Source organism: Streptomyces sp. NPDC050485 (assembly GCF_044458185.1).
Taxonomy (GTDB): domain Bacteria; phylum Actinomycetota; class Actinomycetes; order Streptomycetales; family Streptomycetaceae; genus Streptomyces.
In genome coordinates, this window is the sequence record NZ_JBITHR010000022.1 from 114,962 (window position 1) to 129,004 (window position 14,043).

Annotated in this window: 14 protein-coding genes; 1 reads left to right on the forward strand and 13 read right to left on the reverse strand. The window is 69.7% G+C overall.

What is annotated here, in order from left to right; translation table 11 throughout:
- Positions 1–254 precede the first annotated feature (254 nt).
- Positions 255–1,448, forward strand: a complete 1,194-nt coding sequence (locus tag ACIBK6_RS33270) for an IS110 family transposase (RefSeq protein WP_399055642.1) — start codon at positions 255–257, stop codon at positions 1,446–1,448.
- A 730-nt stretch (positions 1,449–2,178) separates the two neighbouring features.
- Here ACIBK6_RS33270 and ACIBK6_RS33275 read toward each other — a convergent pair.
- From ACIBK6_RS33275 to ACIBK6_RS33335, 13 genes are all read right to left on the reverse strand, one after another.
- Positions 2,179–3,993, reverse strand: coding sequence for a hypothetical protein (locus ACIBK6_RS33275; RefSeq protein WP_399055644.1), 1,815 nt, complete (start codon positions 3,991–3,993; stop codon positions 2,179–2,181).
- 142 nt (positions 3,994–4,135) lie between these two features.
- Positions 4,136–4,744, reverse strand: coding sequence for a hypothetical protein (locus tag ACIBK6_RS33280; RefSeq protein WP_399055646.1), 609 nt, complete (start codon positions 4,742–4,744; stop codon positions 4,136–4,138).
- Positions 4,745–5,157: 413 nt separating this feature from the next.
- On the reverse strand, positions 5,158–6,153 hold the full coding sequence (locus ACIBK6_RS33285) for a DUF4007 family protein (RefSeq protein ID WP_399055648.1): 996 nt from the start codon (positions 6,151–6,153) through the stop codon (positions 5,158–5,160).
- A gap of 19 nt (positions 6,154–6,172) precedes the next feature.
- Complete coding sequence (locus ACIBK6_RS33290) at positions 6,173–6,526, reverse strand: hypothetical protein (protein ID WP_399055650.1); 354 nt, start codon at positions 6,524–6,526, stop codon at positions 6,173–6,175.
- A gap of 48 nt (positions 6,527–6,574) precedes the next feature.
- Positions 6,575–7,495: a hypothetical protein gene (locus tag ACIBK6_RS33295; RefSeq protein WP_399055652.1), complete on the reverse strand. Its 921-nt coding sequence runs from the start codon at positions 7,493–7,495 to the stop codon at positions 6,575–6,577.
- A 223-nt stretch (positions 7,496–7,718) separates the two neighbouring features.
- Positions 7,719–8,099, reverse strand: coding sequence for a hypothetical protein (locus ACIBK6_RS33300; protein ID WP_399055671.1), 381 nt, complete (start codon positions 8,097–8,099; stop codon positions 7,719–7,721).
- 145 nt (positions 8,100–8,244) lie between these two features.
- The gene (locus tag ACIBK6_RS33305; protein WP_399055654.1) at positions 8,245–8,547 is read right to left on the reverse strand and encodes a hypothetical protein; all 303 of its coding nucleotides are present in this window, start codon (positions 8,545–8,547) and stop codon (positions 8,245–8,247) included.
- A gap of 79 nt (positions 8,548–8,626) precedes the next feature.
- Complete coding sequence (locus ACIBK6_RS33310) at positions 8,627–9,094, reverse strand: hypothetical protein (protein WP_399055656.1); 468 nt, start codon at positions 9,092–9,094, stop codon at positions 8,627–8,629.
- 295 nt (positions 9,095–9,389) lie between these two features.
- On the reverse strand, positions 9,390–10,097 hold the full coding sequence (locus tag ACIBK6_RS33315; RefSeq protein WP_399055658.1) for a hypothetical protein: 708 nt from the start codon (positions 10,095–10,097) through the stop codon (positions 9,390–9,392).
- Between the two features lie 436 nt (positions 10,098–10,533).
- Positions 10,534–10,773: a hypothetical protein gene (locus ACIBK6_RS33320; protein ID WP_399055659.1), complete on the reverse strand. Its 240-nt coding sequence runs from the start codon at positions 10,771–10,773 to the stop codon at positions 10,534–10,536.
- A gap of 91 nt (positions 10,774–10,864) precedes the next feature.
- Positions 10,865–11,539: a GNAT family N-acetyltransferase gene (locus tag ACIBK6_RS33325; protein WP_399055661.1), complete on the reverse strand. Its 675-nt coding sequence runs from the start codon at positions 11,537–11,539 to the stop codon at positions 10,865–10,867.
- 187 nt (positions 11,540–11,726) lie between these two features.
- Complete coding sequence (locus tag ACIBK6_RS33330; protein ID WP_399055663.1) at positions 11,727–12,284, reverse strand: hypothetical protein; 558 nt, start codon at positions 12,282–12,284, stop codon at positions 11,727–11,729.
- A 586-nt stretch (positions 12,285–12,870) separates the two neighbouring features.
- A complete protein-coding gene (locus ACIBK6_RS33335) occupies positions 12,871–13,950 on the reverse strand; it encodes a hypothetical protein (protein WP_399055665.1) in 1,080 nt (359 codons plus the stop codon).
- Between the last annotated feature and the right edge of the window lie 93 nt (positions 13,951–14,043).

Genomic DNA, 14,043 nt, shown 5'->3' on the forward strand with positions numbered 1-14,043 from the left:
AGGCGCCGCCGGAGTGGGTTGCGCTGGGGCGAGCGCGGACATGGGCTCTCCGTAAGTTGTTGGGTGGCCCGGGAGGGCCGGATGTGGCTTATGGGCTCTTGCCGTCAGTGGCTCCCCCGGAGTGGCCGTCCGGCTCTCCGGGGCGCCCTGGCTGCTGATTGAGATATGCGCGCTTCGTGCGGTCGCTGATTACGGAGATGACAGCGGGGTGTTCCTCGGGCCGACGACATGTCGTGGGATGCGAGGAGGGGCACGTGAGCGAGCGGAAAGAGCAGGTCTGGGCCGGTGTCGATGCCGGTAAAGGCCATCACTGGGCGGCCGTGGTCGACGAGACCGGCGCGACGCTCTGGTCGAAGAGGATCGACAACGACGAGGCGGCGATCCTGACCGCGCTCGGCGAGATCCTTGACCTGGCGGACCAGGTCCACTGGGCGGTGGACATCTCTGGCACGGCCTCCGCACTGCTGCTCGCACTGCTCTCGGCCCACGGCCAGCAGGCCGTCTACGTGCCAGGCCGCACCGTCAACCGCATGTCGGGCGCATACCGGGGCGAGGCGAAGACCGACGCCCGCGACGCCTACGTTATCGCCGAAACCGCCCGCCACCGCAGTGACTTCGCCGCCATCGACGTGCCCGCCCAACTCGCCGCCGACCTCGCACTGCTGACCGCCCACCGCTCCGACCTCGTGGCCGACCGGGTGCGGATGATCAACCGTCTCCGCGACGTGCTGACCGGCATCTTCCCCGCACTGGAGCGGGCCTTCGACTACTCCGCCCACAAGGGTGCGCTGGTCCTGCTGACGGGCTACCAGATCCCGGCCGCGATCCGTCGCCGCGGCCGGGCGAGGCTGACGGCCTGGCTCGCCAGCCGCGACGTCCGAGGCGCCGACACGGTCGCCGCGACCGCGCTGGAGGCCGCGCAGGCTCAGCAGACGGCGCTGCCCGGCGAGGACATCGCCGCGCAGATCGTCGCCGACCTGGCCGCGCAGATCCTGGCCCTGGACGACCGGCTGAAGCGAATCGACCAGCAGATCCGCGAGACGTTCCGCAGCCACCCGCAGGCCGAGATCATCGAGTCCCTGCCCGGCATGGGCCCGATACTCGGAGCCGAGTTCGTCGTCGCGGCCGGCGACCTGTCGGCCTACGCCGACGCAGGCCACCTCGCCTCGGCGGCCGGGCTCGTGCCCGTCCCGCGCGACTCCGGCCGCCGCACAGGCAACCTGCACCGGCCCAAGCGCTACAGCCGCCGCCTGCGACGGGTCTTCTACCTGTCCGCGCAGACCAGCATGATGCGCGAAGGGCCGAACCGGGACTTCTACCTCAAGAAGCGCGGCGAGGGCTGCAAGCACGTCCAGGCCGTCATCGCCCTCGCGCGCCGACGGGCGAGCGTGCTGTGGGCCCTGCTGCGCGACGGGCGAGTCTTCACCTCCGTCCCGCCGGTCACGTAGGCGGCTTGACTTCGTCATTGAGACTCCGGGTGCCAGGAGGGGTGTGGATGTGGGACGTGCGACCACGCGGGGCATGGGCCGTGGCCGTGGCGGGATCCACCAGCCGACGCCCTTGTGCTGCTCGGCGGCGAGCTCCCGCAGACGGCCTTGGAGCCGGGTGGCGGCATCGGCCCCGCAGCCGTACCGCTCGAATACGGCTCGGGACGCGACAGAGTGGGAGCCCGCGGAGGCGAGGCAGGCCCCTGCCCGACACGGAGCTGGGTGAGGGCGCGCGTGGCTTCGACAAGCCGTGCCGCGTCGATGACCGGTGCGAGCCCGGGGCCGAGGTTGAACTGGCGGGGAGCGGGCTGTTATTTCGGCGCGCCTGCGCGTCAGGAGCGGCCGTGGCGGCGGCAGTTCCCGGCCCGCCGGGGCTGGCGCCAACGGGCCGGATTGGAGGCGTTAGAGCATCCGGTCACTGCCCGGCTGCGTCTGAGGGCAGCGGCGCCCGGTCCAGTTTGAAGAGGCACCGGCCAAGCTCCTGCGCGGACCACTTCAACGGGCCCCCGAGCGCGATCCGCTGCCCTTCCGACATGCCGCCGGGACCGTGGCACACGTGGACCATGCGGGGCGCCTCGCCCTTCTCGGGGAGACGTGCCCACCGTGCGGGCCACGGAGCGGCGAACGCCGTGCACGTCGGGCAGTCAACGCGCTCCCGGCCGTCCACACACGTGGTGCAGTCGTCCTGGCATCACCACCGTGCCGCTTCCATGGCTTTGTCGTCGCCGTGCGCAGCGATGTACGCCCCCTGGAGCGCCGTACCGTCCTGTACGGCAACCGGCGCCGGAGCAGGCTCCGTGTCGGCGTCCAGCACCCACGTCCCGCCCTCGCTCTCCCACCCGTCGACGTCCACCACGTCGACGTCCGGCACGGGCGGCATGTCCTCGGCCAGATCGGCGACCGCCCGGCACGTCTGGGCGACGGTGGCGTTCATCGAGTGCAGCGTGGCCACCGTGTCCATCCGCTTCCCGCCCACGTATCCGGCCGACGCGGTGACGTCGTACGCGCCATCGGTCCACACCGCCCGCAGCTCCCCGGCCACCCTCCCGGTAGCGGTACCAGCGGCCCTCACCGTCACCCGGCGCCTATCGGCGGTGCGCTGCAACGCGACCGTCCACCCGTTGCCCATGGCCGCGTCGGCGAGCCGTACAGCGGCCATCGGAAGCCACACCCCCGGAGCGGTCTCAGTCTCCGCCAACACCCCCGCATCGTTGGTGTACACCCACGCCCGGTCCCACTCCTCGAACGTCGCTTCCGTGATCTCACGCCCCGCCGCAGGTGCCTTCGGAGCCTTCCACGAGGTGACCAGCGGCTTACCGGCCGCGCCGATCGCACGCCGCAGATCAGAGCCCGGCCCCTTCCCGCCCGTCTTGGCCCGACCAGCCACGTCCCGCACCGTGAGCTTGCGGCCCTCATCACGGGCCGCGACCGCATCACCCAGAGCGTCCACCCACAGCGTGGCCGCTTCCCCAAGATCCGCAGGCATCCGCCCCGCGTCCTGGGAGCCGTCCCACGGCATCGGGAACGTCACCGCACAGCCCCCGTCGACCGACACCCACGCCCCACGCCCGGCCGGAACATCCCCCGACACGGCAGCATCCAGGAACCGGCGCCCGGCGGCCGACCGCTCCGCCACCTCCACCACTTCCGCTTCCAGCTCGGCTACCGCACGCTCACACGCCCGTACCGCACCCTTCGCCGACTGCTGACGCTGCATCGCAGCGAACGACGCAGACTGGGCACGCCCGTACCAGTCGCGGGACGTCTCCGCGCCCACCCACACCAGTTCGCCGAGCACCCCCGCCGACTGGCGCACCTCCCGATGCAGATCGTTGGCGTCCCGACGCCACGCCTCACACGTCTCGTAGTCCTCCTGCGCGGCCACCATGCGGTCCTGGGCGCGCTCCAGTTCCCGCCGCACCCCTTCGAGGCGCACCGACCGCGAAACACGCACCATGCCCGGGTACGGGCCACGGAACGCCACAGGGAACACACCGCCCCGCTCGCCATGGCAGATGATCATGACCGCGTCATCCGGAACGGCCCCGCCCTCGGACTCCCACACGTCCACACCGCCCGGGTCCGACACGACGTCCGGCGCGCACGCCACAACCGCCGCAGCGTTCAGGGCGTGCGCGCGCGCCTCCTCGTACCGGTAATCGGCGTACGCCTCCACCACCGTGCGTGCGTTCGCGATCTCCGGCCCGTAGAACTCGACTGCCTCATGCACCGCCGCCACGGTCCCCACGCGCTCCGCATCCCGAGCAGCGTCCGACAGAGCATGCTGCGCATCCTTCGTGGCCACCGTCGCCACCTCATGGGCGTGAGCATTGCCGTGCGGCACGTGCTCACGCTCCATACGGTCCTGCGACCACAGGTGAGCAATCACCCGGACGTCGTCCCGCATCGTCGCGAACAACAGCCGGTACGCAGCCTCGAACGCCTCAGCGTCGGCCGCGTCCTGGTCGCCGTCCTGAACGGCGCCGTCGTGGCCGATGAGGTTCATGTGTTCCATCTTTTCTCGACCGCCCCATGGGGGCAGCGTCCCTCGCCTTCGTTGTGTTTGGGCGGGTGGGTTGCGGCGATGTCCGGTGCGGAGGCGCGGGCCGGGGTGGTGCTTGTGGCCCGCGCCGCACGTGCCGACCGGCTCACGTGCTCAGGTAGAAGGACCGCCCTCGGCACACGAACCGGACCGGCCCCGTGGCGTTGATGATCAGCTGGTACGCCTCCTGCTCGGAGACCGAGCCCGCCTCCGCCACGGTCTCGTCGAACCGGGTCTGGCCCTGGAGGTAGCGGATCAACTCGTACTTGGCCACCGGCCCGTCGAGCAGAATCGTCGACCCGCACGGGGAGTGGGAGTCGGTCAGGCCACGCCCGATCCATCCGGCCGAGAGCTGGCCCCGTGCCGGGAACGGAACGCGACCCGCGAGGTGCCGGGCGACGGCTTCGTGGGCGCGCTGGTCCCACATTCCGTCCCAGACGTCGCTCGCGTTCCTGGCCTCCACGTCGTACGCCGCCAGGGCCCGGCGCATGTTCAGGTACTCGTTGTCCTCGCGGAAGTGCCGGGACGTGGACCAGTCGCCGTTCGCATCGAAGCCGTCGTCCATCGACTGCCCGTCGTGCTGGCGGCCGACCATCCAGTGTCCCGTGGACTCGTCCGCGCCGAGCCACACACCCTCGAAGGAGCCGCGCCACGGTCGCCGTGCCTGGTCGACGACGGTCCAACCCCGGTGCTGCTCGCCGGTCTTGATGCGCATGTGTGTCTCCTGGCCCGTCTCGTTGTTAAGGGAATGTGTGGGGCGCTCAAGCCGAGGGGCGAGCAGCACCAACTAAGACCACAGTACATCTTGAAATCAGAATAGGCAATCTCCCGCTCTTCTCGTGCCCTCCGGAGCCAGGGCGCCGACTGCCGGGCATCGCTCGGTGCTTCAGCATCTCGTCCGGAACTTCAACAAGGAGACGCCTACTTGGCGTTGGCCCAGGTCAGGGAGGTGAGCCCTGCCGTCAGAGTGCGGATGCTGAAGGACTGGATGAGATGGAACGAGGCTTCGGCAGTGCGCTACGAAACTTCAGCGCGCAGGTCAGGGACCTGTCCCGCTGAAGTCCCGGATGACCCCCGACACCGACTACGCGGCATCGGCTCGGCCTCCGGCGGCGAAGGCGGAAACCGTCAGGGCCGGGACGGAGAAGCGAACTTCCGCGTGGCGCGGTCGGATTGCGGCCGCAGGCCGGGGTAGGCGGCGGCCAGGACCTCCTCGGCGAGGAGGGCGGGCTGGCGCGAGTAGGCGAGGGTCTCCTGCCCGTCGCCGGACTGCACCACGGCCAGATCCGCATGCCGATCGGCGACCTGGTGCAGGGCGCGGCGGAGGTCCTGGTTGCCGGTGAGCAGGAGCCGACCGGGCCCGAGTGGATCGGAGGCGAGCCGGGCGAGGCTGATGGAGCCGGGCGCGGGGCCTGCGGTACGGGCCGCGAAGTCCAGGCTCGCGTACGCCTGGACGAGGGTGGAGCAGCGGCGGCCGGCTGCGCGGCGGACGGCCACGCCGTGGCTCCGGTCGGCAGTGCCACCAGCGGGGGGTTCGGGGTCGAGCAGGTGCAGAGTGCGGAAGGGGTTGGAGAGTTCGTCCTCGACACCCGCTGCGGTGTGGTCCCGGAGCGCGTACATGCTGACCAGGCAGGCAATGTCCGTGGCGAGTACCGATCGGGCCGGGGTCTTGTGGCCGGCGGCTTCGGCGGCGGCCGCGAGGCGCCCCTGCAGTTCCGTTCGGCTGTACCGGCTGATCGGGGAGTACCCGAAGAGGTAGCGCCAGCTGGGCACATGGCACTGGTCGGCGCTCACCAGCCACCAATGAAGCAGCCACAGGCTGGCGTCGTGCTCAAGGTAGGGGTCTGCTCCGGTTTCGTCGTCCAGGAGCCAGTGGGCCCGGTCTGTGGGCACCAGGTCGCGGCCGTCCCGGGTGGCCAGTCCGAAGGCCTGGGACCAGAATCCCATAGCCGGGACCATGCTCTTGCCGACTCCGAGCACGACGGTCGCGTCGGGGCGGCGCAGGGCGGCGTGGTCCTGGAGCAAGGCGAGGTAGACCTTGCGGACCCACCCGTCGCGGGGTGGGTAGTCGCGGTGCCGGCCAAAGGCGGGCAGGCAGCCGGTCATGGGGGTGCGGTTCGACACGGTGCTCCGTTGGTGAGGCTCAGTCGAGCGAGAGGGGGCTGCGGTCGGAGAGGGTGAGTCGGCCGACGAGACGCGCGAGGGGCTGCGCCCAGTCGGCCGGGGTGTCGCGGATGAGGAAGTCCTCGCTCCAGGTGGTGCCGTCGCCGATGAGTGGCTGGCTGGTCAGGTGGGCCTGCCGCAGGCGGGTTCCGGCGGGGGCGAGGTCGAGTTCGTAGGACCGGGTCTCGGTGTCGATGTGCCAGGACAGAAGGCCCTCGGCGTCGTGGCATCCGCAGGTCGGCATGTACACGTGGGTCCGGCTGGGGATGGGCAGGACGGCGCGCAGCGCCTGAGTCACGGCCTGGCTTTCCGTGTGGTCGTGGACTTCCGCCACGTTTCCTCCTTCGGGCCCGGCCCACGGGGCGTGGGCGGGGCGAGGCGGCTACCTGCTGGCCGTGAGCGCGTTCAGCAGCTGGTCGGTGGTGCGTGTGGCGATCGCGAAGACGATCAGTTCCATGACGTTGTCCCGGTGGCGGGCCATGTCGCGCTGTCGGGCGAGGGCTTCCTCGGCCAGGTCGGGTTGGGCGAGGACGTTGCCGCACCCGACGACGGCGCGGGGGCCCAGCCCCCAGACCAGGGAGTTGACGGCGGCCCCGGCGGCAGCCAGCGGATCGAGTTCGAGCATGACCCACCCGGAGTCTGCCGGGTCCATGCCATCGCGGCGGAGGTCCTGGGCTGCGGAGCGGAAGAGCCCTCCGGTCCCGGCGGTCGGCTCGAGCGCCCACTCGCACCGGCGGCGCCCCCCTGTGCTGCCTTCCGCCAAGACTGCGGCCATGAGATCGCTGACGTCGGGCGGAGTGTGGTGCTCGCCGAGGCTGCGCCGGGAGTGGATATGGCGAAGGCTTGTGATGACCCAGGACATCAGGTCGATCCGGGACCGCTTGGCGGGGTCGGTGTCTCCTGTGTGGTGGAGGACTCCGTGGCGCAGGGCGGCGCGGGCCACGGCCTGTACGCCGGCCAGCTGGGTGTCGTTCAGGTCCTCCTTGGTCCAGTCGAACAGCGGGCGGGCGGCGGTCCACAGGTCGGGGCGAAGGCCCCAGTAGGAGTCGGCGCTCGCGGCCAGGCCGCGCACCAGGACGCGCGGGGGCTGCGCGGCGATGTACGAGGCGATCGTGTCGGCGGCCTCGGCCCTGGGGGACTTCTGAGGCCACAGGGCGAGGGCGGCGACGACCCCTGCGGGAATGTCCAGTCGGCTGCCGCCGGCGGCGTGCCAGGCTTCTGCGACCGCTTCGCCGAGAACTGAGCCGGGGCTACGGCTGATGGTGATCGGGGGGGCAGTCGGTTGTACCGGCGTGCCGGGCACAGCTCGGGTCGGTGCAGTTCCCGGACTTCGGGGTGAGTGTTTGGTCGACGGCCCGGGTCACGAGGGCGGCGGTTGATTCAGCGGGCATGGGGCTTCCTGGGCGTGGATGTGCTGCGGTCAGAGACAGGAGTTGGGGCCCGGCCACGGGCGGGGTACCCGCCCGTGGCCTGAGCCGTGAACCTGGTGGTGATGCGCGCCGTACGGCCGTCTTCACCCCGCTCGGTCAGAGAATTCCGCGGCGGGCCAGCTCGGGCTCGCACAGGGAACACGTGCCGCACGGGGTGCGCTCGGTGCATCCGGACTGCGGGCTGTCGGCCTTGCTCAGGACCTCGGCCGCGGCGTCCTCGCGCAGGACGAACGCGGGCCACTCGCGTTCGTAGAGGAACTCGGCGGCCCACTCACGGGACTGGAAGCCGGGGATACGCGAGGCTTTGTTGGACTTGTCGGGCTGGGCGACCCACGTGGTGGTGCCCTCCACGAGGGTGTGTTCCCACACATAGCCGTACTCCGTGGTGTGGTCGGCCTTGCGCACCACGAGGAACCCGCGGGTGTAGTCGTTGTGGGCGGACAGGAAGTCAATGTGTTTGGCGAGGCCGGGCAGCATGATCACGCCTCCTGGGCGGGGTAGATACGGTGTTGGGGGATGCGGAGCCTGATCGAGTCCTGGTCCCCGCCGGCCCCTGCACCCACCCCGGGATATGGGGAGCAGTGCGGGCCCGGCGGAGAAGGCCTGGGCGGGGCGGGGCCGATCAGGCGTTCGGCAGTGCGCCCGGCGCAGCGGCGTACTTCACGCACGCGGGCATGGAGTCGCGCAGATCGGGGCCGCGCAGCCCACGGCTTCCGCGGGGCAGAAGACCGCACTTGAGACGCTCTCGACCGTCATGGAGCTGCTTGAACACCTTGTTGGCGCACCCTCCGCAGATGGCGGACGCGTTGTCGAGATCGGCGTCAAGAAGCGGTACACGGGTCGCGGGGTGCTCGCCGCGGTCGAGGTACATGCGTATCGAGCCGCGGCCGGATCGAGCCGGGGCGGGGATCAGGGGCGTGGTCATGGTGAAGGTCCTTCCTGGCGGGATCGTTCGTCGGGGCGGCGGCACGTTGGGCGTCGGTGCCGCCGGGCGGCTTCCGTGGTTACTTGGCCTTGCGCTGGTCGACCCGGTGAGCCTGTGATGCCGCGCGCATGACCTCGTCGAAGTCGAAGCCGAAGTCGTGGGTGTAGGCGCGCAGATCGTTGAGCAGCACGTACAGCGCCTTCGAGAAGGTGGGGTAGGCGTCGTCCGCCATGTGCACGCGGAGGGAGGCCGCAGCGTCGCTCGCGTGCACGTACAGGTCGAAGAGGTGGTCTTCGGCGGCCCAGTCGTCGGGGTTGGCGATCGGCTTGACGGACGGGGCGAGGTTCGGCATTGCGGCCAGAGGGCGTTCGTCGAGGCGCGCCCTGGCGTCCCCGTCGAGGCAGCGCTCGACGTCGGCGCGCATGTGGCTGGCCAGGTGCATCAAGTCGGTGGTGACGTCAACGAGGGTCAGCCAGATGTCGTTCACCGATCGCCGGTAGGCGAGAAGGGCGGCATCGACGTTGGGAACGGCAGCGACGGCAAGCATGGGAAGGCTCCTGAACAGCAACGGGGGTGATCGGGCGGGGACTTGAAGCCCTGCAATCGATGTAATCAATCTACACAATGAAAGGTGAATATGCAACGTCGGAGGCGATGTCGGGTCTCGTTCAGATCTTCAACGGGGCAGCTTGCGAACTGAGCGCTGCGCATCACTAACTCCGCACGCTCACCAGGGCCTTCAACAACCGTTTCCCAGACCGGAATGTGCGGCCCCGACCTGCGCCACATCAGGCGAGCGCCCCTTCGCTGACGCGCTGCGGCCACCGCCGATGGCGGACCGGTCAGACGTCCGTCCGGTCGACCAGGGCGTAGTTGTGGAAGTCGTCACTGTCGGCGTACCTGATCGGCTCAGCAACGGGCGCTGCAACCCAGGTGTCCACCGGGCCGAGAGCCGCCTGCTGGCCACTGAGCCACCTGTGGATATCGGGCTGGACCTCGAAGAATTCGCCGTTGTCGTCCTCGGCGTAGAACTGCGAGTTACCGCCAAACCCCAGCGCGTCCGAGTACTCCCAAACGCAGACCAGGTACGGGCCGCCCGCGTCGTGGATGCGGCTGAACACGGCCTGGACGCCCTCGGCGGTGTAGCCGTCTCGGAATCGGCCGTACAGGTCGGCGATCTCGTCGAGCACATCCTCCTGCGCCTCGGTCATGTCCCCCGCGCCCGGGACGGTCCACTCACTCCCCTGGTCGGTGTGCTCCCCGCCGTGCTGGATGATCAGGGCACGCACTGCCTCGACCGGCACGTCCACGTAACACGAGCCTTCGCGCAGACGTCCAGGGGTCAGCCACCCGTCCAGGCGGCTGTGGCGATGCCCCCAAAGCCCCGTGTTGGGGACGGTCACGCCCGGCGAGACGAAGACCTCGGGAACGGTGTGGGCGCCGGGACGTGTCCTGACGGCGATCCCCTGGCCGTCGGCGAGATGGATGCGGTTGAGCGCGGGGCTGGTCCCGTTGGCGGTGAGGCTGTCGAGTCGCGGTGTGCTGGCCATCGGATAGTCCTTCGTTCGTTGAGGTGGGTCGGGGCGGCCGGGTCGGCCGAGGGGCGCCGTCGAAGATGAGGGGTGACAGGACCTCTAACCTGCGCACTCTCACTTCAACGTCCGTCGGTGCATTGGGACTTCGGGCCACCGCAAATGAGAGTGGATAGCGGACCCACGTGCTCAAAGTGGGGCAGGCCTGCGAGGGTCACCTCTGGCTGACCTGGGCACTCTCAAGTCCACTACCACTTTGGGGTATTCACTCTCATTTACGCGCGACCCGCTCACCGGTTTCGGAAGACCGCCAGCGATGAGATCAATCTACATAATGAAACATGGATACGCAACAGCTCGGGACTGGTGACGGCAGGGACGGTCAGTCAGCGCCCCTGCACGTACCTCAGGGTTCGAGGCAGCCAGCGCAACCAGCGGCGGCGCCGGAGCCGTTCTACTCGTTCACATCGGCACCCCTGCGTGCTTGCTGCTCCCCGGGAACCCGCCGACGGGGCATCGTGCCGACGAAAACCAGAAGCGCCGTCAGCGCCGCCCCAGCCGCAGCGATCGCGCCGACACCGCTGTCCGGCTCCAGCACCCACACGCTGCCCAGGGCGACGGCTGCACTCGGCACGCCCCACGTGAGCGCCCATCGGACCCATGGGCTCGGGTTCTTCCTGCCGACTACCGGCATCAGTTCCTCCTCCTCTGGATGCCGGCCAACACCTGCATCCGTGCGTGCATTCTGCGGCCCAGAAGGGTTGGCCTCCCGGGCCGCGGGCGGTTCAGACGCGAAACTGCTCACCGTCGAAGTACGCGCCACTGGTCAAGCGGGTGTTGGGAAGGATTCCCGAGACGACCTGGGAGGGAAGGCCCGAGACGTCGGCGAGAGCTGTGTATCGGTCCAGGACCCGGGCGGCCACCCTCGTGTCGCCCCATCGGTGCCCGACCGCGTTCAGGGGGCCAAGGGCCACGTTGAGGTCGTCCATGAGCGAGAAGCCGAGTCCCTGGTAGTAACTCTCCAGCGCCGGGAAACAGTTGAGCGTCAGCAGGCCGTAACCGGCGCGCGTGAAACGGCGTACGGAATGCCGGATGAGCTCGGCCCCGATATGGCGTCCGCGCTGTTCCGGGTCTACGGCCACTGCGGTGATGACCGCGATCCGCTCCGCCAGGAGGTCCGCCAGCACGGGGTCGACGCCGGGGTGGTCGAAGAGCCAGAGCGGCACGCCGCCGACGAGGACGCCGAGCGTCTCGCCGTCATCGCTCGCGGCCACGACCATCAGCGACCGGAAGTGGGAGAGGGGCCCCTCCTGAGGCAGGGACAGGTTCGGCCGGACTTCCTCGAACGCGTCGGGATCGTCGGGGTTCACGTCGGCGAGGAGCCGCATGACGGCGTCCGCATCGGAGGGCGCCGCGTCGCGGAGGGTGATGCCGGGCAGGCGGGTGCGGGTAGTACCCATGGTGGCTCCTGGGGTTGCTGCGAGGCGTAGTGCCTCGCAGCTGGGGGGCGGAAGGAAGGGCTGCCGGAGGGTTCCTCAACGGCAGCCGCGGTCATGCTGGATCGCGGGGCGGGATCCGGGCCTACGGGGACGGGCGACCGGAGCCGAGGGAACTGTCGGGCGGCCCGGAGCGCGGTGCCGAGGGGCTTCAGCAGATCAGGCGGCCATCAGGAACTGTCCGGCCGATCAGGCGCCAGGGCGGACCGTCATTCAGAACGCCCATCGGGCACCGATCCGGCTGATGTGTCGACAGGTCGGCCTCGATCGCCGTGTACCAGTGCCGCGTGAGCGGGCACCGCGTTCCGCCTGTGCATCCCGGCCGCTCCGCGACGAACACGTGGTACACGTCCGGCGAGGTGGGGAGGGACCGGCGGAACGAGTCGGCGATGCGCTGGCCGTAAGCCGCCTGGCTCTCGCCCTGGTAACGGCGCCAGACCTGCTCGCCGTAGACGAACTGGGTCTGGCCGTCGCGGTCGAGCCGCCAGCGCAGTGACGAGCCGTAGCGCGGGCTGTCGGGGGACGACTCGTCTGCGCCCGCGGGCACCGCGCCGGTCATGTCGAGAACGGTCTGGCCGGTCCCGGCGAACGCCTGGGGCACGGCCAGCGCCCAATAGGTGGTGGCGCTCTCCTGCCACTGGTACGGCCTCCGCCGCTCGTTCTGTGTCCCCGCCTTGCGGCGCTTTATGTGCGGCTTGTTTCGCTTCATCTGTATCAGTCCCCGGATGCGCTGAGACGGCGCGACGCCTGGGGCTGCGCTCGTCAAGTGGGTTGGTGGGGTGGGGCGTTGGCCCGACCCGAGAATGACAGTACACAATGAAAAAAGAATAGGCAACCTTCTTGGCGGTGCTGCCCCCTCGCGCCGTGCGAGATCCGCTGCCGGGCGTCGCTCAGTGCTTCAGCATCTCGTCCGGACCTTCAGCAAGGTGGTCCTAGCCTGGTGTTGGCGCAGGCCAAGGCGGTGTGTTGTGCCGTCAGGGCGCGGATGCTGAAGCACCGGATAAGGCAGACCGAGACTCCGGCGGCGCGTTGCAAAACTTCAGCGGGGCAGGTCAGAGGCCTGCCTCGCTGAAGCACTGGATGAGACCCGACATCCGCCCCCCGCCCGGAACCGGTCCAGTCAGCCGGCTGTCGACCGATCGACCCCGCCTGCGGGGCGAGCCACATCGCCGTGGCCGCGTTCCACATACTTCAGTAGACCGTCCGGGCCCGGCGGGCAGTACGTCGGCTGGAGCCAGGCCTCGGTCAGGGGGCAGAGTGAGGGTGGTCATCTCTCCTCGCAGGGGGCTTGGGGGCTACTGGTCAGTGGTCATCGCGGCCCAGACATCGGCGAAGCCGGGGCGGGCCTTGTCCTGGACGCCGGCCGGGGCAGTCACGTAGAAGTCCTCGGCCGTGCCGTACGCCTTGGGGTCCGGGCGGACGCGGGTGCGCACGCGGTCGATGCCGGCGCCGTGGGCCTTCGTGGAGTGCTCGACCGGGCGGTCCAGGGCTGTGGCGGCGTTGTGCAGGAAGGTGCCGACTTCGGCGCGGCTGCCGGCGCGGACGGTCTCCACGGACCGATAGACGGTGCCCTTGATGCTGCTGTCGCGGCACTCGGGCTTGGCGCAACGGTCACCGTGAGCGGTCTTGCACTCGGGCCGACGGCCGGGGGTGTAGACGCGCCGCAACCGGTAGACCGCCCACGCCTCCTCGTACAGCCGGGCGTTGAACTGGCCGAGCGCCTCGGTGTTCTGGTCTTCGGTGACCCGCCTGAACAGGGTGTCCTCCTTGTAGAGGGACATGCTGTCGTTCAGGGCCATCGCCAGGTACTCCAGGCGCAGCACCCGCGCAGCGAGGGCGGGGTACTTCCGCAGTCGCTTCAGGTGGTCCGGCTGGGGCGAGCACACTCCAGAGAACGGGCAAACCGGACAGTATGACTTGGACATGTCAACCCCGAGGCGGTCCTTGACGTAGCCCTGCACGTCCTCGCGGCCAAAGCCGAGCCTGAGCAACGGATAGTCCAGGGCGAAGGTCTCGTAGCCGGCCTTCTCGTTGCGCTTGGCCTGGAACTTGTTGGCCTTGGCCGCGCGCTTGTACTCGTCCGCGTTGTAGCCGAAGAGCTTGCCGACGGTCTGCCCGCCCGAGCGCTGGAGCTGGAGGCGGTCGATCGAGAAAGCCTTGTGCTTCTGGCTGCATACGTGACCACCGGCGTACTGGGGAACCGTGCCGTTCTCCTCCATCTCGTCCATGAGCGTCCACGGACCGCGGCCGACCACCTTTCCGGGGTTCGTGGTGTCGGAGAGGACTTCGACACCTGCCGAGTCCGGCCGTCCGGCCCGCGCGACCTGCGTATACCGGATGCCTTTCTCCCGCAGCAGCGGCAGGACGTGGTTCAACCCCGGGGAATTGCATTGGATGCATGACTCGACCTGGGGCGATCCGCTGATCTGCATACTTCCTCCTCCCTGCCTGAACTTCAAGCCGTGCCT

Coding starts and splice junctions, on each gene's coding strand:
- ACIBK6_RS33320 (WP_399055659.1), bottom strand. CDS start 10,773: ATGCCGGTAGTCGGCAGGAAGAACCCGAGCCCATGGGTCCGATGGGCG.
- ACIBK6_RS33330 (WP_399055663.1), bottom strand. CDS start 12,284: ATGAAGCGAAACAAGCCGCACATAAAGCGCCGCAAGGCGGGGACACAG.
- ACIBK6_RS33305 (WP_399055654.1), bottom strand. CDS start 8,547: ATGACCACGCCCCTGATCCCCGCCCCGGCTCGATCCGGCCGCGGCTCG.
- ACIBK6_RS33280 (WP_399055646.1), bottom strand. CDS start 4,744: ATGCGCATCAAGACCGGCGAGCAGCACCGGGGTTGGACCGTCGTCGAC.
- ACIBK6_RS33315 (WP_399055658.1), bottom strand. CDS start 10,097: ATGGCCAGCACACCGCGACTCGACAGCCTCACCGCCAACGGGACCAGC.
- ACIBK6_RS33325 (WP_399055661.1), bottom strand. CDS start 11,539: ATGGGTACTACCCGCACCCGCCTGCCCGGCATCACCCTCCGCGACGCG.
- ACIBK6_RS33275 (WP_399055644.1), bottom strand. CDS start 3,993: ATGAACCTCATCGGCCACGACGGCGCCGTTCAGGACGGCGACCAGGAC.
- ACIBK6_RS33310 (WP_399055656.1), bottom strand. CDS start 9,094: ATGCTTGCCGTCGCTGCCGTTCCCAACGTCGATGCCGCCCTTCTCGCC.
- ACIBK6_RS33300 (WP_399055671.1), bottom strand. CDS start 8,099: ATGCTGCCCGGCCTCGCCAAACACATTGACTTCCTGTCCGCCCACAAC.